This window comes from Streptomyces buecherae (genome assembly GCF_014295035.1).
GTDB classification, from domain to species: domain Bacteria; phylum Actinomycetota; class Actinomycetes; order Streptomycetales; family Streptomycetaceae; genus Streptomyces; species Streptomyces youssoufiensis.
Genome location: NZ_CP060404.1, coordinates 413,168 through 429,322, shown reverse-complemented (window position 1 = coordinate 429,322; position 16,155 = coordinate 413,168). Strand labels below are relative to the sequence as shown.

14 protein-coding genes are annotated in these 16,155 nt (G+C 75.7%); 7 read left to right on the top strand and 7 right to left on the bottom strand.

Annotated features, from left to right (window positions below):
* Positions 1-25 precede the first annotated feature (25 nt).
* The gene (locus tag H7H31_RS01515) at positions 26-1,189 is read right to left on the bottom strand and encodes a hypothetical protein (RefSeq protein ID WP_187060799.1); all 1,164 of its coding nucleotides are present in this window, start codon (positions 1,187-1,189) and stop codon (positions 26-28) included.
* Between the two features lie 82 nt (positions 1,190-1,271).
* Between H7H31_RS01515 and H7H31_RS01510 the strand changes: the two genes are divergently transcribed.
* Positions 1,272-1,724, top strand: coding sequence for a DUF4442 domain-containing protein (locus H7H31_RS01510; protein WP_187060798.1), 453 nt, complete (start codon positions 1,272-1,274; stop codon positions 1,722-1,724).
* A 79-nt stretch (positions 1,725-1,803) separates the two neighbouring features.
* Here the strand turns inward: H7H31_RS01510 and H7H31_RS01505 are convergent, their stop codons facing one another.
* Both H7H31_RS01505 and H7H31_RS01500 read right to left on the bottom strand, forming a co-directional pair.
* The gene (locus tag H7H31_RS01505) at positions 1,804-3,045 is read right to left on the bottom strand and encodes an MFS transporter (protein ID WP_187060797.1); all 1,242 of its coding nucleotides are present in this window, start codon (positions 3,043-3,045) and stop codon (positions 1,804-1,806) included.
* A gap of 368 nt (positions 3,046-3,413) precedes the next feature.
* On the bottom strand, positions 3,414-3,977 hold the full coding sequence (locus H7H31_RS01500) for a TetR/AcrR family transcriptional regulator (RefSeq protein WP_187061986.1): 564 nt from the start codon (positions 3,975-3,977) through the stop codon (positions 3,414-3,416).
* 84 nt (positions 3,978-4,061) lie between these two features.
* Here H7H31_RS01500 and H7H31_RS01495 point away from each other — a divergent pair, with 84 nt between their 5' ends.
* Positions 4,062-4,490 (top strand): DoxX family protein, encoded by a 429-nt coding sequence (locus tag H7H31_RS01495; protein ID WP_187061985.1) that lies wholly within the window; start codon positions 4,062-4,064, stop codon positions 4,488-4,490.
* Positions 4,491-4,679: 189 nt separating this feature from the next.
* Here H7H31_RS01495 and H7H31_RS01490 read toward each other — a convergent pair whose 3' ends face one another.
* Together H7H31_RS01490 and H7H31_RS01485 are read right to left on the bottom strand one after the other, a co-directional pair.
* The gene (locus tag H7H31_RS01490) at positions 4,680-5,246 is read right to left on the bottom strand and encodes a gamma carbonic anhydrase family protein (protein ID WP_187061984.1); all 567 of its coding nucleotides are present in this window, start codon (positions 5,244-5,246) and stop codon (positions 4,680-4,682) included.
* Positions 5,247-5,371: 125 nt separating this feature from the next.
* Positions 5,372-6,211, bottom strand: coding sequence for a VOC family protein (locus H7H31_RS01485; protein ID WP_232109637.1), 840 nt, complete (start codon positions 6,209-6,211; stop codon positions 5,372-5,374).
* A 452-nt stretch (positions 6,212-6,663) separates the two neighbouring features.
* On the opposite strand from H7H31_RS01485, the gene H7H31_RS01480 reads away from it, so the two are divergent.
* Both H7H31_RS01480 and H7H31_RS01475 read left to right on the top strand, forming a co-directional pair.
* Positions 6,664-7,440 carry an acyltransferase gene (locus H7H31_RS01480; protein WP_187061983.1) on the top strand — a complete coding sequence of 259 codons (777 nt, stop codon included), beginning with the start codon at positions 6,664-6,666 and terminating at the stop codon, positions 7,438-7,440.
* 302 nt (positions 7,441-7,742) lie between these two features.
* Positions 7,743-8,297 carry a YbaK/EbsC family protein gene (locus tag H7H31_RS01475; RefSeq protein ID WP_187061987.1) on the top strand — a complete coding sequence of 185 codons (555 nt, stop codon included), beginning with the start codon at positions 7,743-7,745 and terminating at the stop codon, positions 8,295-8,297.
* 135 nt (positions 8,298-8,432) lie between these two features.
* On the opposite strand, the gene H7H31_RS01470 is transcribed toward H7H31_RS01475, so the two are convergent.
* Entirely contained in the window at positions 8,433-8,840 is a 408-nt protein-coding gene (locus tag H7H31_RS01470; RefSeq protein WP_187061982.1) for a CoA-binding protein, read from the bottom strand.
* A 135-nt stretch (positions 8,841-8,975) separates the two neighbouring features.
* On the opposite strand from H7H31_RS01470, the gene H7H31_RS01465 reads away from it, so the two are divergent.
* The 3 genes from H7H31_RS01465 to H7H31_RS01455 all read left to right on the top strand — a co-directional run bounded on the left by H7H31_RS01465 (position 8,976) and on the right by H7H31_RS01455 (position 14,226).
* A complete protein-coding gene (locus tag H7H31_RS01465; protein WP_187061981.1) occupies positions 8,976-9,611 on the top strand; it encodes a YigZ family protein in 636 nt (211 codons plus the stop codon).
* Between the two features lie 305 nt (positions 9,612-9,916).
* Positions 9,917-11,212, top strand: coding sequence for an exonuclease SbcCD subunit D (locus H7H31_RS01460; protein WP_187061980.1), 1,296 nt, complete (start codon positions 9,917-9,919; stop codon positions 11,210-11,212).
* Positions 11,209-14,226, top strand: a complete 3,018-nt coding sequence (locus tag H7H31_RS01455) for an AAA family ATPase (RefSeq protein ID WP_187061979.1) — start codon at positions 11,209-11,211, stop codon at positions 14,224-14,226. The genes H7H31_RS01460 and H7H31_RS01455 overlap by 4 nt, the downstream gene beginning before the upstream one ends.
* Before the next feature lie 122 nt (positions 14,227-14,348).
* Here the strand turns inward: H7H31_RS01455 and H7H31_RS01450 are convergent, their stop codons facing one another.
* On the bottom strand, positions 14,349-16,031 hold the full coding sequence (locus H7H31_RS01450; protein ID WP_187061978.1) for a DUF885 domain-containing protein: 1,683 nt from the start codon (positions 16,029-16,031) through the stop codon (positions 14,349-14,351).
* Positions 16,032-16,155 lie beyond the last annotated feature (124 nt).

Below are 16,155 nucleotides of genomic sequence, written 5' to 3'. Positions count from 1 at the left end.
ACCCGCGGCCCGTGCGCGGGCGGGGTCAGCCGTTCGACTTGAGCGGGCGCAGGGTGCTCTTGATCTTCTCGATGGTCTCGTTCGGCAACTCGTCCTTGACGCCGGCGGCGGCGTGCAGGACCCACAGTGCGTAGTCGCCGTTGACGTCGGTGTAGGCGACCGTGAAGGACTTGCCGTCACTGGAGCACTTGTCGGTCTTCTTGACGCCGGTGACCGTCGCGGAGGCGGCGTAGCCCTTGAGCCCGTGGTCGCTCTGGAACGGCTTGGCCTTGGTGACCTTGCGCTGGCCGGTCTGCTTCTGGTCGTAGCCGGCGAACACCCAGTTCTCGGCCTCGATCTCGGCCGCGCTCGCCTCGCTCTTGGCACCCAGCGCGCCCTTGGTGCCGACGCCGCCGAGGTCGCTGGTGTCCGGCCGGGTGCTGCCCTCGACCTTGACCGAGCACGCGTCCTGCTTGTACTTGGCGGGGCTGGACATGATGACGAGCGGCTTGCCCTTGTCGCTCTCGAAGCCGACCGACAGGCCCGCCGACTCGACCTTCCAGTCCGCGGTGTCCGGGACGTCGAAGGCCACGTGGCGCTTGGCGCTGATGACCGTCTTCCAACCCGGGATCACGGGCTTGGCGGCGGGGTCGCCGCTGCGCGGGTTGTCCGAGCCGCCGCGCGGGTTGTCCGGGCCGCCGCTCGGCGCCTGCGAGCCGCCCGGCTGCTGGGACGGGGCGGAGGCCGACGGCTTGGGCGACTCCTTCGCGCTGTCCTTCTTGTCGTCCCCGTCATCGCCGGAGAAGATCACCACGCCGGCGACGGCCGCGGCGGCCACCACGGCCGACGCCGTGACGATCGCGATGGTCTTCTTCCGCTTGTCACCGCCGCCCTGCGGGGGCTGCGGGGCGCCCGGCCCGGCCGGCGCGTTCCACGTCTGCGGCGGCGGGGTCTGCTGCGGATAGCCCGGCTGCTGGTAGGGGCCCGGCTGCGGGGCGCCCTGGTGCGGCGCTCCCGGCGGCCCGGGCGGGCCGGGTTGCGCGCCGGGCGGCGGCACCGGCTGCTGGTACGGGTTGGGTTGCCCCGGCGCCGGGGTCTGGTACGGACCCGGTTGCCCCGGCGGTCCGGTCTGCGGATATCCCGGCTGTTGGTACGGGTTCTGGTCCTGCGGGTTTTGCTCGCCCCCGGGCGGCTGCTGTCCTGGCCACATGGCGAGTAACCATAGAGGGGCCGTCTGCGGGCTGCTACGTCAACCCTTCCCACAAGTTCCTACCCGCTGGTAACTTTCGGGCATGTCAGAGACCATGCCGTCGATCGGCGAGATGCTCACGGCCAGCGTGCCGATGGTTCGTACGCTCAACCTCGAGTTCGTCGAGACGAGCGCCGAGCGCGCCGTCCTGCGCCTGCCGGACCAGCCCGACTACCACAACCACATCCAGGGGCCGCACGCCGGCGCGATGTTCACGTTGGCCGAGTCCGCGAGCGGGGCGATCGTGCTGTCCGCCTTCGGCGACCAGCTCGCGCGCGCGGTGCCGCTCGCCGTACGGGCCGAGATCGGGTACAGGAAGGTCGCCAAGGGCGTCATCACCGCGACCGCGGAGCTCGAACGCCCGATAGCCGACGTGGTCGCCGAGCTGGACGCCGGCGGCCGGCCCGAGTTCTCGGTGCGCGTCGAGATCACCCGTGAAGACGGCGCCGTCAGCGGCGAGATGTCGATCACCTGGACGCTCCGCCCGAACGCCTGACGGGCGCCCGCGGCCGGGCCGCCGCCAGCCGGCGGCCCGGCGCACCGGCTCACCGGCGCGCCGACGCCGCGCGCCGTCCTCAGCGCTCGCCCCGGGGTGCGGTCGCTGACGCGCCCGGCGCGCGCGCCGTCGCCAGCGAGAACGCCAGGGCGACGACGGCGACCCCGCTGGCGATGGCGCACACGGTGCCCACGCCGGTGGGTAGGGCGGCGCCGCCGGCCAGGGTGCCGAGGCCGATGCCGAGGTAGATGCACGAGGAGTTGAGGGAGACCACCAGGGGCGCCTCCCGTGGGGCCGCCGCGATCAGGCGATGCTGCTGCGCCGGGGTCTGGCACCACGTACTCGCTCCCCAGCCGACCATCACGAGGCCGACCACGACGAGCGACGGGGAGTGGGCCGAGGCGAGCCAGCCGAGCCCGCCCAGGGAGATCGCCATGGTGAGGTACCCGGTCCTCAGGACGCGGGCCGAGCCCCAGCGGTCGGTACCGAACCCGGAGGCGAGGTTGCCGAGCACCGCGCCGAGCCCGTACAGGAAGAGCATCCACACGTGCCGGGAGTCGGCCACGCCCACCGCGTCCAACGCCTCGACGCTGTAGGCGTACACGGTGTAGCTGGCTCCCATGCCGAACACGGTCAGCGTCAGCACGGCCAGCACGGCGGGCTGACGCAGGACCGTGAGGCGGGCGCGGAGCGGGAGTCGGGGGCTGCCGGGCAGCGACGGCATGATCCAGGCGACGCCGGCCGCGACCGCCAGGCACAGGGCGGCGACCAGACCGAGCGCGCCGCGCCAGCCGAGCGCCCCGCTGGCCACCTGGCCCAGCGGTACGCCCAGGGCGGTGGCGACGGTGAGCCCGCCGACGACCACCGCCAGCGAACGGGCGCGGAGTTCGGGCCGCACCAGCGCGGCGCTGACCGCGCCGGCGCCCGGCGTGTAGACGGCGGCGCCCGCGGCGGCCAGGACGCGGGAGAGCATCAGCGTCCGGAAGTCGGGGGCGAGCGCGGAGCCCAGATTGGCGAGGCCGAGCACGACCAGGGCGCCGACCAGCAGGGTTCGCCGCGACAGCGGTGCGGTCAGCGTGGCCAGCACGGGCGACAGTACGGCGTAGGCGGCGGCGAACACCGTGATCGACTGCCCGGCGGTGGCCGACGAGACGTGCAGCGCGCGGGCCATGTCCGGAAGGAAGCCGGCGACCACGAAGGCGTCCGTCCCGACGGCGTACGTGCCGAGCGCGAGGACGAACGTGGCGGCGAGGCCACCGCCACCGGCCTTCCCCGCCTCGGTCGCCGGAGCGCCATCGGTCGGAACCGAGACATCGGACATCCAGATTCTCCCTGAGGGTGTGCGCCGTGCGACAGGTCGTCGGCGCGTGGCTGGGTGGTGGGCGATGGGTGATCCGCGCCGTGTGGGCGGGTGGGGCGAACCGCCGGGCAGGGCCTGTCGGGGCGGGTGGCGGTCGGGGTGTCGCGCTGCGGCGCCTCGGGGGTACGACGCCTCGGGGGTGCGGAGGCTGGAGCGTCGAAAGGGGCTGGTGGCAGGCGGGGTTGGTGGGTGCGCATGCCTCCCTTCGCAACCTGGATATTACACATCCTGATTTGACCCGGGGCGTGCTTCCGGAAAGGGGGCGTCGCGTTGGCGCGTACCGGGCCGGAGTGCGGGCCGGTCGCTGGCGGCCCGCACTCCGGTCGGGGTCAGGGTTGCTGGAAGAGCTGGCCCAGGACGCGTCGCGCCAGGGCCTCGGGGTCGCCCTCCGTGGTGGTGGACAGGGCGCCGCTGAGCCACAGGGCGGCGAAGCCGTGCGCGAGGGACCACGCGGCGAGTTGGGTGGCCTCCGCGTCCTCGTCGCGCGGGTGGCCCGGGCGGGTCGAGAGGGCGGTGGACAGCGAGCGGTCGGCCCGCTCGCGAGCGGCGGCCACCCCCGGGTCGTCGGGGTGGTACAGGCCGGGCTGGAACATGACCTCGAAGTGCGCCCGGTGCTCGATGGCGAAGCGCACGTAGGCCACGCCGCTGTCCAGCAGGTCCCCGCCGGCGGCGCTCAGCGCGTCGGCCAGCATGGCGTACCCCTCGGCGGCGAGTGCCGTGAGGAGCCCCGCCTTGTCGCCGAAGTGGTGCGCGGGCGCGGCGTGCGAGACGCCCGCGCGGCGCGCCAGGTCGCGCAGGCTCAGCGCCATCGGGCCCTTGTCGGCGATCGCCGCGGCGGTGGCGGTGAGCAGGGCGCGGCGCAGGTCTCCGTGGTGATACGACCGTTCCGTCATGGCCCCCACCCTATCTTTCCATTGACAAGATGGGGTGTCGTGAGCGTATCTTGACAGTGGAAAGTTCGACCGATGGAGGCCATCATGGAACCGTTCGTGGCCCTGGTCCTCGGGTTCTGCTCGGCGCGCCTCGCCGGCCTGCTCGGCGTGTCGGCGCTCGACGCCTGGCACCCAGCACTGTGCGTAGGGCTGGCGGTGATGTTCCTGTTCACCGCGCTCGCCCACTTCCACCCGGCGCTCCGGGCCGACCTCATCGGCATGGTCCCGCCCCGGCTCCCACGCCCCGACCTGCTGGTCACCCTCACGGGTGGGCTGGAGATCGCCGGCGCGATCGGGCTGCTGGTCCCGGCGCTGTCGCGGTGGGCGGCGGCCGGCCTCGCCCTGCTGATGATCGGCATGTTCCCGGCCAACGTCTCCGCGGCCCGCCGCCAGGTGGCCCAGGGCGACCCACTCGGCCGGCGCACCGTTTTCCAGGCCGTCTATGTCGGGGCCGCGACGCTCGTGGTGCTGTGAGGGGCCCACGAGCGGGCGGCCCAGCCGACGGCGTACGCCCCCACGGGCCCCACGGGAGGGGAGGGGCGTACGCCGTCCGTCCGCTGCGCCCCTCCCCGTCCGCAGGGGCTCGCGCGTGCGCGAGGAACGGCGGGCGGCCGGGACTCCGGGTCCGCCGCCGTGGCGGTCGTCGCGCTATCAGTCGTCGCGCTACCGGGCGGCGTCGGTGTCGGTGTCAGCGGGGGTGGGGCCGCCCAGGGTGGCGGCGTGCTGGCGCGCGAGGTCGACGTATACCTCGGAGTTGGCCCGCATGTCCGCGCGCTCCTCGGCCGTCAGCGGGCGTCGGACCTTGGCCGGCACGCCGGCGACGAGCGAGCCGGGCGGCACCCGCATCCCCTGCGGGACCAGCGCCTGGGCCGCCACGAGCGAACCGGCGCCGACCACGGCCCCGTTCAGCACCGTGGCGCTCATGCCGATCAGGCAGTCGTCCTCGACGGTGCAGCCGTGCAGCACGGCGTTGTGGCCCACCGTCACTCGCTCGCCGACCGTCACCGGGAAGCCGGGGTCCACGTGCACGGTGCAGTTGTCCTGGACGTTGCTGCCCGCGCCCAGGGTGATGGGGCCGCAGTCCGCCCGCAGCACCGCGTTGTACCAGACGCTCGAACCGGCCCCCAGCGTCACCTCACCCAGCACCACCGACGACGGTGCGACGAAAACCTCCGCGCCCACCCGCGGTTCCCTGCCGCCGAACGCCGCGATCAGTGCCTGCTGTGCCATCGGGATCTCCTCCACGGGACTCGGTGCGCGAACACCGCACGGTATCCACGCGCCGATCGGGAGATCCACGGGGCCGGGCGCCCGCCGCGCGGCCGGCGGCGGAGCGCCGACTCGGGACGGGCACCCTACGCGGGACGGGCGTCCGGTGCGACGAAGGTGGACTCCTTCGGCCGGCCGCGGACCGTGGTCACCGTGAACAGCCCGCCGTCCGGGTCCCGCAGGGTCGCCTCGTACCCGTGCGCACCGGCCCGCGGCGGCTGTACGACCGAACCGCCGGCGGCGACCGCGGCCTTCATCGACGTGTCCACGTCCGAGCAGGGGAAGTACACGTGCCAGCGGGGCCGGATGCTCGGGTCGGGGGCCTCCTCGATGGCGCCGCCGCGCAGCCCGGCCACGGCGTGCGTCCCGTCGCTGACCAGCACCTGGCCCTGCGCGTAGTCCACCTCGCACCCCGCCTCGCCGGGCACGGCCCACCGCAGCACCTCGCCGTAGAAGATGGCGGCGCCGAACGCGTCGCGGGTGCGCAGTTCGAGCCAGGCCGGGGCGCTGCCACGCCCCACCGACCAGTCCAGGACCGTCCCCTCCCAGACCCCGAAGACCGCCCCGTCGAGGTCGGCGGCGAGCGCCGCGCGACCGTGGGCGAAGCGCAGCGGGCCGACCGCGACCGTGGCCCCGCGCTCGCGGACGCGGGCCGTCACGTCGTCGGCACTGGCGACCGCGAAGTACGGCGTCCAGGAGACGGGGACGTGCAGCGCGTGGGCGAGCGCGCCGAGCCCGGCGACCGGCCGGCCGTCGAACAGCGCGACCGAGAACTCGCCGCCCAGCATGCCGGGTTGGAACGTCCAGCCGAGTACGGCGCTGTAGAAGTCCTGGGCGGCTGCGAGGTCACGGGCCATCAGGCTCACCCAGCACGGGGCGCCCGGCACCGCGTGTCGGGCGGCCGGCTCGTGCGCGGAGACCGACATGAGATTCTCGCCTCACTCCCGTCCCCGATGGACCTGCCCCGGGGACCCGCTCGCTGTGACCATCGCCCACCCCGTCGGTCACCTTGCCAGTTCGGCCGAGAGGACGCATGTCGGCTCGCCCGTACGCCGCAGCCGCCGTGCCGGCCCGCCGTCGGCCCCCGCCCGCCGTGCTGGCGAGACCCGGGCGCGGCGGCGCTCGGCGGGGGAGGTGAGCGCGCCGCACCCGGACCGCACGAGTGCCCAGGGGCGCCGGGTTCAGTCCGACCGGCGGCCGGCGAAACGAGCCGGCGCTTTGGAGCGCGCGGGCGCGCTCCCCACGGCGCGGGCGGGGCGGGCCGCGGCGGCGCCGCGCGCCGGCGCGCGGCGGCCTGGCCCCGGGCCCGGCCGCCGCGACGCAGAGCATCGAGGGGGCCGACCTGGGCACCCTCGCTACTGGTGAGTACGGTAGGCGGGTGCCCCTCCATCGACACGTGCTCTCCTCGCTCGACGCCTGGCGGCGCCGCGTGGCCTCACGCGCGGTGCACCGCGGCTGGCGCTGGATGCAGCAGACCGGCGCGGTGACCGCCGAGCGCCCCGGGCCCTACCGGTTCCGGCGGATCGGCCCCGGCACCCGGCTGGCGTTCCCGCTGGGCACGGTGTTCGGCGAGGGCTGGATCGAACTGGGCGACCACTGCGTCATCGGCGAGGGCGTCACCCTGGCCGCCGGCATGCTGCCGGGGCTCGACCTGGGCCCGGACCCGGTGCTGCGGGTGGGGCACGGCGTGGTGCTCGGCAGGGGCACGCACGTGGTGGCGTCGGTGCCGGTGGAGTTCGGGCGGGACGTCTTCTGCGGCCCGTACGTCTACGTCACCAGCGACAACCACGCCTACGACGACCCGGCCCAGCCCATCGGCAAGCAGTGGCCGCGCAGCGCCCCGGTCAGCATCGGCGCCGGAAGTTGGCTCGGCGCCGGCGCGGTGGTCCTGCCCGGCGCCCGTCTCGGCCGCAACGTGGTGGTCGCGGCCGGCGCGGTGGTACGCGGCGAGGTGCCCGACCACGCGGTGGTGGCCGGTGCGCCGGCCAAGATCGTGCGCCGCTGGGACGCGGAGGCGGGCTGGCAGCCGCCGCTGCGTACGCCGGCCCCGATGCCGGTCCCCGAGGGGGTCACGCACGAGCAACTGCTGGCGCTCGGCGTCCTGCCGCCGCAGCCCGCGTCGCCCGACGCACGGGACGTGTCGGCCGACCGCTGAGCGGCTCCGCCCGGCGTCTCCGTGCCCTTCGAGGCCGACGTGGCCCACGCGTACCGCGACGAGGCGACGCTCCGGTCGGGATGCTGATGGCGGTGGCCGTCCCGCCGGTGGGCTGAGGCCGCCCGCTGGCCAGGTCGCCAAAGGTGGCGCGCGGCGGCCTGGGACGAGGGGCGGGGCGCATGGTGGTGGGTTCGCCGGGTCGCGGCCATCGGCCGGGCACGCGGGTGGAGCAGGGGCGGCCAGGACGGGTTCGGCTGCCATCTGCCGCTGTCACAGGGGCTGTTAGCTTGATGCGCATGAGCATGCGCACGCCCCACGAGGCATTCACCGACGTCCGCCCCGCGACCGAGTGTCTGGATCTGCTGGTGCCGCCCGTGGCCGACGCGGTGCGCGGCTGGAGCGGGCCGGTGCCCGTCGACGAGGTGCGGTACGTGGACACCGATCCGGCCGTCGCCGACACGGCCACGCTCGTGGAGACCTACGGGCCCTGGCTGATGGAGTTCTCCGCGAACTGCGTCATCGTGGCGGGCAAGCGCGGCGGGGTGGCCACGCTCGCCGCCTGCGTGGTGCCCTCGGCCACCCGCGTCGACGTCAACGGCGTCGCACGGCGGGAACTCGACGCGCGCAAGGCGTCCTTCGCCGCCCGGGAGACGGCGATCGGCGAGACGGGCATGGAGTTCGGCGGCATCACCCCGGTGGGGTTGCCCGCCGACTGGCCCCTCCTGGTGGACGCCGCCGTCGCCGACATCCCGTACGTGTTGCTGGGCAGCGGGAGCCGGCGCGGCAAGCTCATCGTGCCGGGCAAGGCGCTGCCCGGGCTGCCCGGTGCGCGGGTGCTGGAGGGGCTCGGCGGCTGAGCGGGCGGGACGCGGGTTCGCGGCGGCGCTCGTCCCGCGAGCCCACCGCCGTGGCGCGGGAGGGACTCGGCCGGTGTGCCTCGGCCGTCCCGCCCGCGCGGACCCCGCCCCGCACGACCGCCGCCGCCCCCGTGGTCAGCTCAGCCGTGGGATCTCGATCGCCGGGCAGCGGTCCATGACCATGGCCAGGCCCGCGGCGCGCGTGCGCGCGTACGCGTCCGGGTCGATGACGCCGAGTTGGAACCAGACCGCCTTGGCGCCGATGGCCACCGCCTCGTCCGCGACCGGGCCCGCGAGCCGGGAGTTGACGAAGACGTCGACGACGTCGACCGGGAAGGGGATGTCGGCCAGCGTCGCGTACCCCCGCTCGCCGTGCACCGTCTCCGCCTTGGGGTGGACCGGAACCACGCGCTTGCCGAACCGCTGCAACACCCGGGCCACGCCGAAGGCCGCCCGGTCCTCGTTGGCGGACAGGCCCACCACGGCCCAGGTATCGCCGGACTCCCGCAAGATCGTGCGAACCGTCTCATCGTCTGCGTACATGTCCGCTCAACCACCCCCGCCCACCGACCATTCCCGCCCGCGCCGTCGCGGGTTCGCCTCCACCGAAGGTGGCCCCCGCGCGCGTCCGTCCCGCCCCGGCGGGGGTGTGCGGCGGGCGCGGCATAGGCTGGCGAGATGGCTGAGCAGTACCGCACGGTGGCCCGCGAGGGCGTGCACGAGATCGAGATCAACAAGTCCCGCTTCCGTTGCGCGCTGGCGCCCGCGGCGACCGAGCGGGAGGCGCAGGAGTTCGTCGAGCGCGTCCGCCGCGAACACTCCGCCGCCACCCACAACTGCTTCGCCTACGTCATCGGCGCCGACGGCGGCGTCCAGCGGGCCAGCGACGACGGGGAGCCGGGCGGCACCGCCGGCGTGCCGATGCTCCAGATGCTGGTGCGACGCGAGGTGCGGTACGTCGCCGCCGTCGTCACGCGCTACTACGGCGGGGTCAAGCTGGGCGCCGGCGGGCTGATCCGGGCCTACGGCGGCGTGGTGGGGGAGGCCCTGGACGCCCTCGGCACCGTGGTGCGCCAGCGGTTCCGGCTCGTCACCGTCGTCACCGACCACCAGCGGGCCGGGAAGCTGGAGAACGACCTGCGCGCCATGGGGCGCGCGGTGCGCGAGGTGCGCTACGGCGAGGGCGTCACCATCGAGGTCGGGCTGCCGGGCGCCGATCTCGAGGCGTTCCGCGCCTGGCTCGCGGACAGCGCGGCGGGCACCGCGCGCCTGGAGATCGGCGACGAGGTGTACGGCACGGCCCCCGGCGCCTGAGCCGCCCGGGCCCCGGCCCGGCGGGCCGGCCGCGGCGCCCCGGCACACCGCGCTGGCGCGTCGACCGCCGCCGCCCCGCCGCTCCCGCGCCACTCGCCCGCCCCGCGCCCGCCGTCAGGCCGTACGCTTGCGCCTGCCCTCCCGGCACGCGCGCGCGGCGCGGATGAAAAGCTGAGCCGCGTAACCGGTGGGAGACCGGTCGGGCGGTGGCGCGAAGCGTGGCCGCCGCCGGTCGTCGGAGCCGTACCGGACCCGAGGCGGGGCGGGGCGGACGAAGGGAACGAGATGCGGGGCGGGGCGAACACGTGAGAATGCTGCACACGTCGGACTGGCACCTGGGGCGCTCCTTCCACCGCGTGAGCATGCTCCAGGCCCAGCGCGACTTCATCCAGCACCTGGTGCGTACCGTCCACGAGCGGGAAGTGGAGGCGGTTCTCGTCGCGGGTGACGTCTACGACCGCGCGGTGCCGCCGCTGGCCGCGATCGAGCTGTTCGACGACGCGCTGCACCAGCTCGCCCACTGCGGCGTCCCCACCATCCTCATCTCCGGCAACCACGACTCCGCGCGCCGCCTCGGCGTCGCCTCCGGCCTGATCCGCCAGGCCGGCATCCACCTGCGCACCGACCCGGCGCAGTGCGGGACGCCGATCCTGCTGCCCGACGCGCACGGCGACGTCGCCTTCTACGGGCTGCCCTACCTGGAGCCCCACCTCGCGCGCGCCGCCGTGGGCGCCGACCGCGCCCGGCACACGGCCGTGCTCGGCGCGGCCATGGACCGGGTACGCGCCGACCTGGCCACGCGCCCCGAGGGCACCCGCTCCGTCGTGCTCGCCCACGCCTTCGTCGCCGGCGGCGCGGGCAGCGACAGCGAGCGCGACATCACCGTGGGCGGCGTCGCCGCCGTGCCCACGTCGGTCTTCGACGGCGTGGACTACGTGGCCCTCGGCCACCTGCACGGCTGCCAGCGGATCACGGACCGGGTGCGCTACTCGGGCTCGCCGCTGGCCTACTCGTTCTCCGAGGTCAACCACCGCAAGTCCATGTGGCTCATCGACCTCGACGCCGCCGGCGCCGTGCACGCCGAACGCCTCGACTGCCCGGTGCCGCGCCCGCTGGCCCGCATCGCCGGCCGCCTCGACGACCTGCTCACCGATCCCCGGTACGAGCCGCACGAGGACTCCTGGGTGGAGGCCACCCTCACCGACCCGGCCCGCCCCCGCGAACCCATGGCCCGCCTCGTCCGCCGCTTCCCGCACATCCTCAGCCTCGCCTTCGCGCCCGAGCGCACCGAGGAGGCGGCGCACGCCTCGTACGCCCAGCGGCTGCGTGGCCGCACCGACCAGCAGATCGCGGAGGACTTCGTGACCCACGTGCGCGCCGGCCGGGCCGCGGACGCAGAGGAGCGCGTGGTGCTCAGCGACGTCTTCGACGAGGTGCGCGCGGCGGCCGGGCACGGGCACGCGGGCCCGGGCGCGGACGACGGGACTCCCGACGACGGCGCCGGGGCCCCCGGCCGACGCCCCCGGGTGCCCGGCATGCGCGCGGCCGGCGCCGGACGGACCCGCCCGGGCGGCGACGGGGCCGCGGAGGTCGCCCGATGAGGCTGCACCGGCTCTCCGTCACCGCCTTCGGCCCCTTCGGCGGCACCCACGAGGTCGACTTCGACGCCCTGTCGGCCGCCGGCCTGTTCCTGCTCCACGGGCCGACCGGCGCGGGCAAGACCTCGATCCTCGACGCCGTCTGCTACGCGCTGTACGGGGCCGTCCCCGGCGCCCGCCAGGGCAGCACGCTCAGCCTGCGCAGCCACCACGCCGACCCGAACACCCCCACCAGCGTGCGGCTCGAACTCACCGTCGCCGACCGGCGGTTGGAGATCACCCGGCGCCCGGAGCAACTCCGCCCGAAGAAGCGTGGCGACGGCATGACCCGGGACAAGGCGCAGACGCTGCTGCGCGAACAGGTCACGACCGGGCCCAACGGGCCGGAGTGGAAGGCGCTCAGCCGCTCCCACCAGGAGGTCGGCGAGGAGATCGGCCAGTTGCTCGGCATGAGCCGGGAACAGTTCTGCCAGGTGGTGCTGCTCCCGCAGGGCGACTTCGCGCGCTTCCTGCGCGCCGACGACCAGGCGCGCGGCCAACTCCTCGGCAGGCTCTTCGACACCGGCCGCTTCGCCGCCGTCGAGGACCGGCTCGCCGAACTGCGGCGCACCACCCAGCGGCGGGTCGCCAGCGGTGACGAGGACCTCCTGCGCCTCGCCCACCGGATCGCCCAGGAGGCCGGCGACAACCCCGACGCCCGCGAGCGCCCGCTACCCGACCTCACCCCCGGCGAACCCGGCCTCGCGGCGGCCGTGTTGGAGTGGGCCGCCATCGCCCGCAGCGGCGCCCGCGAGCGGCGGGACGTGGCGCTCGCGGCCGTACGCGCCGCCGAGGCCACGCACCACGCGGCGGGCCGGCGCGCCGAGGAGGCCGCCGAACTTGACCGACTCCAGCGCCGGTACGCGCAGGCCCGGGCCAGGGCCGCGGAGCTGGCCGAGCGGGCCCCCGAGCGCGAACAGACCCGCGAGCGACTGCGGCGCGCGCGCGACGCCGAGGTCGTGGCGCCCGCCCTCGACCTGTGCCAAACCGCCGAGCGCGACCTGCGCGCGGCTCGCGACGCCGAGGAGCGCTGCCGCGCCCCGCTCCCACCCCACCTGGCCACCGCCGACCGCGACCAGCTCGCCGCCCTGGAGCGCGAACTGCGCCAGGAGCTGGGCCAGTTGGCGGCGGCGCGCCGCCTGGAGCGCCGGGCGTCGGACATCGACACCGAGCTGGCCGCGCTCGATCGGGACGCCCGGGCCGACGAGGACGCCATCGCCGAGGCGGCGGAGTGGCTCGCCGGCTGGAGCGAGCGCCGCCTCGCCCACCAGCGGCGCGTCGACGCCTGCCAGGAGGCCGCGGCCCGGGCCGACCAACTCGCCGCGCGTATCGATCCCGCCGTGCGCGCCCGCGACGCGGCCGAGCTGCGCGACCGGCTCACCGGACGCGTCGAGGCGCTGCGCGCCGAACGGCTGCGCGCCGCCGAGCGCTCCACCGCCGCCCGGGACCACTGGCTCGACCTCAAGGAGCGCCGGCTGCGCGGCATCGCCGCCGAACTCGCCGCCGCGCTGCGCCCCGGCCAGCCGTGCGCGGTCTGCGGCAGCAGCGCGCACCCCGCCCCGGCCCAGGCGGGCGAGGACCACGTGGACCGGGCGGCCGAGGAGGCGGCGCAGGCCGCCCACCAGGAGACCGAGGCGCTGCGCGAGGAGGCCGAGAGCCAGCTCGGCGCGGCCTGCGCCGAGCTGGCCGCCGCCACCGCGAGCGCCGGCGACACGCCGGCCGCCGAACTCGCCCACGCCGTGAGCGAACTGCGGCGCGAGCACGCCACGGCGCAGGCCACGGGGGCCGAGACGCACGCCGCGCGCGAGGAGTTGGCGCACGCGGAGCGCGAGTACGAGCGGCGCCGTGCCCAGCGCGAGGACGCCGAACGCCGGGTCGCGGCCCGCACCTCCCGCCGCGAGACACTGGCCGGCGAACTCGCGTCGCTGACGGCGCAGTTGACCGAGGCCAGGCGCGGGGCGGCCTCCGTCGCCGCCCGCGCGGACCGGCTGGAGCGCCAGGTGACACAGCTCGCCGACGCGGTGGAGGCGGCAGCCGCCAGCGAGTCGGCGGCGCGGCGGCTGCGCGAGGCGCGGGAACGCCTGGCGGACGCCGCCCAGCGCGCGGGCTTCCCGTCCCCGCGGGACGCGGCCGACGCCGTACTCGACGCCTCCCGGCGCGAGGCGCTGCAACAGGCTCTCGACCAGTGGCAGGCCGAGGAGGCCGCGGTCGCCGCCGAACTGGCCGACCCGGCGGCACGGGCCGCGGCCGGGCGCCCGCCCGCCGACCTCGCGCGGGCCGAGGCCGCCGTCGAGGCGGCCACCCACGCCCTGCGCGGCGCGTCCGCGCGCGAGACCGCGGCCCGGGAGCGGTGCGACCAACTCGACCAGCTCTCCACCCAGGCGGCCCGCGCGGCCCGCGCCCTCGGTCCGCTGCGCGCCGAGTACGAGCGGGTGGCCGCGCTGGCCTCCCTCACCGCCGGCACCTCCGCGGAGAACGAACGCAAGATGCGCCTTGAGTCCTACGTGCTGGCCGCCCGGCTGGAACAGGTCGCCGCCGCGGCGAGCGCGCGCCTGGACCACATGTCCGGTGGGCGCTACACGCTGGTGCACTCCGACGCCCGCACCAGCGGTCGCGGCCGGGCCGGGCTCGGCCTGCACGTCATCGACGCCTGGACGGGCCACGGCCGGGACACCGCGACCCTGTCGGGCGGGGAGACCTTCTTCGCCTCACTGGCCCTGGCCCTGGGCCTGGCCGACGTGGTCACCGACGAGGCGGGCGGGGTGCGCCTGGACACGCTCTTCATCGACGAGGGGTTCGGCAGCCTGGACGAGCAGACCCTGGACGAGGTGCTCGACGTGCTCGACTCGCTCCGCGAACGGGACCGTACGGTCGGCATCGTCAGCCACGTCGCCGACCTGCGCCAGCGCGTTCCGGCCCAACTGGAGGTCGTCAAGGGCCGCGCGGGCTCGGCCGTGCGGCACCGCCTCGGCGTCTAGGCGCCGTCACGCGCGGGCGGCCGGACGCCCTGGGGCGCCCGGCCGCCGCCGCGCGTCGATCGCTCACCGCGTGAGCCGTCGCTCACCGCACGTCGGGGTCTGCGGCGCCGGCGGCACGCGGCTCACAGCGCGGACAGCTCGGCCACCAGGTCGTCCAGGCCGAGCGAGCCCTGGGACAGGGCCGCCATGTGCCACTTCTTCGCGTCGAACGCGTCGCCGTGCGCCGCGCGGGCGGCGTCCCGGCCCTGGAGCCAGGCGCGCTCACCGAGCTTGTAGCCGATCGCCTGGCCCGGGATGCCGAGGTAGCGGACCAACTCGCTCTCCACGAAGTCGGCCGGCCGGCCGCTGTGCAGCCCGAAGAACTCCTGGGCCAGCTCCGGCGTCCAGCGCTCACCCGGGTGGAACGGGGAGTGGTCCGGGATCTCCAGCTCCAGGTGCATGCCGATGTCCACGATGACCCGCGTCGAGCGCATCATCTGCGCGTCCAGGTAGCCCAGCCGGCGCTCGGCGTCGGTCAGGTAACCCAGCTCGTCCATCAGCCGCTCCGCGTACAGGGCCCAGCCCTCGCAGTTGGCGCTGACCTGCCCCACCGTGGCCTGGTAGCGCGAGAGCTGGTCGGCCACGTGGACCCACTGGGCCAACTGGAGGTGATGGCCCGGCACGCCCTCGTGGTACCAGGTGGTGACCAGGTCGTAGAGGGGGAAGCGGGTCTCGCCCATGGTCGGCAGCCAGGTGCGCCCCGGGCGCGAGAAGTCCATGGAGGGCGCCGTGTAGTAGGGCGCCGCCGCGGAGCCGGGCGGCGCGAGCATCGACTCGACCCGCTTGATCCGGTCGGCCAGCTCGAAGTGCGTGCCGTCGAGGGCCGCGATGGTCTCGTCCATGAGCTGCTGCAACCACACCCGGGCCTCCTCGGGGCCCTCGATCGCGGCCCCGTGCGTGTCCAGGTGGCGCAGCGCCTCCCAGGGGGTGGCCCCGGGTAGGATCTTGGCCGCCCCGGCGCGCATCTCCTCGTGGATGCGGTGGTACTCGGACCAGCCGTACGCGTACGCCTCGTCCAGATCCAGGTCCGTGCCGTTCCACTGGCGGGACCAGCGCTGGTAGCGCTCGCGGCCCACGACGTCGGGCGCCCCCGCGATGCCCGGCTGGTACACGTCCCGCAACCAGTCGCGCAGCACGACCAGCGCGCCGGTGGCCGCCGCGGCCGAGGCGTCCAGCTCCGCGCGCAGCGCGGCCGGGCCCTTGCGGGTGAACTCGGCGAACCACCCGCCGTCGGTGCCGATCCACTCGTCCAACTGGCCGATGACGGTGGAGACCTGGCGCGGCCCGCCGGGCAACCGCCGTTCGAGCCCGGTGGCGAGGGAGGCGCGGTAGCCCTCCAGGGCGTCCGGCACGGCCCGCAGCCGGGTCGCGATGTCGTTCCAGTGCGCCTCGGTGTCGGTGGGCATCAGGGGGAAGCACTCGCGGACCGAGTGCAGCGGCGAGGAGAGGTTGCTGACGGCGCGCAGGTGCTCCTGGGCCTCGTGGACGGCGAGGCCCGCCGTCAGACGCTCGCGCAGCAGCCGGCCGCAGCGGCGCTCCGCGTCGCTGTCGGCGCCGGGCCGGCGCTCGGCCTCGGCGAGCTGGGCCAGCGTGTCGCGGGCCAGCTCCGCCAGCGCGTCGTGGCCGGCCGGGGAGAAGTCGGGGAGCCGCCGGGCGCTCTCCGGCACACCGAGGTAGGTGCCGGTGATCGGGTCGAGAGCGACGAGGGCGTCGACGTAGGCGTCGGCGACCTGGCGCGGCAACGGTGAAGTGAGGATCTCGGACATGGGCTCATCCTCGTATGCCGGACGCCGTCGCGTCACTAGCGATCCGGGGAACGTCCCTGACCGGAAGGGCACCCGCGCCGCCCCCCCCCGGGCCCGCCTGCCCGGGCGGGCGGCGTCGACCGGC

Excerpts from the sequence above, each read along its gene's own strand:
- H7H31_RS01485 (WP_232109637.1), bottom strand. The coding sequence starts at position 6,211 with ATGTCGGTCTCCGCGCACGAGCCGGCCGCCCGACACGCGGTGCCGGGC.
- H7H31_RS01505 (WP_187060797.1), bottom strand. The coding sequence starts at position 3,045 with ATGTCCGATGTCTCGGTTCCGACCGATGGCGCTCCGGCGACCGAGGCG.
- H7H31_RS01465 (WP_187061981.1), top strand. The coding sequence starts at position 8,976 with ATGGCTGAGCAGTACCGCACGGTGGCCCGCGAGGGCGTGCACGAGATC.
- H7H31_RS01455 (WP_187061979.1), top strand. The coding sequence starts at position 11,209 with ATGAGGCTGCACCGGCTCTCCGTCACCGCCTTCGGCCCCTTCGGCGGC.
- H7H31_RS01490 (WP_187061984.1), bottom strand. The coding sequence starts at position 5,246 with ATGGCACAGCAGGCACTGATCGCGGCGTTCGGCGGCAGGGAACCGCGG.
- H7H31_RS01515 (WP_187060799.1), bottom strand. The coding sequence starts at position 1,189 with ATGTGGCCAGGACAGCAGCCGCCCGGGGGCGAGCAAAACCCGCAGGAC.
- H7H31_RS01500 (WP_187061986.1), bottom strand. The coding sequence starts at position 3,977 with ATGACGGAACGGTCGTATCACCACGGAGACCTGCGCCGCGCCCTGCTC.
- H7H31_RS01470 (WP_187061982.1), bottom strand. The coding sequence starts at position 8,840 with ATGTACGCAGACGATGAGACGGTTCGCACGATCTTGCGGGAGTCCGGC.
- H7H31_RS01510 (WP_187060798.1), top strand. The coding sequence starts at position 1,272 with ATGTCAGAGACCATGCCGTCGATCGGCGAGATGCTCACGGCCAGCGTG.
- H7H31_RS01450 (WP_187061978.1), bottom strand. The coding sequence starts at position 16,031 with ATGTCCGAGATCCTCACTTCACCGTTGCCGCGCCAGGTCGCCGACGCC.
- H7H31_RS01495 (WP_187061985.1), top strand. The coding sequence starts at position 4,062 with ATGGAACCGTTCGTGGCCCTGGTCCTCGGGTTCTGCTCGGCGCGCCTC.
- H7H31_RS01475 (WP_187061987.1), top strand. The coding sequence starts at position 7,743 with ATGCGCACGCCCCACGAGGCATTCACCGACGTCCGCCCCGCGACCGAG.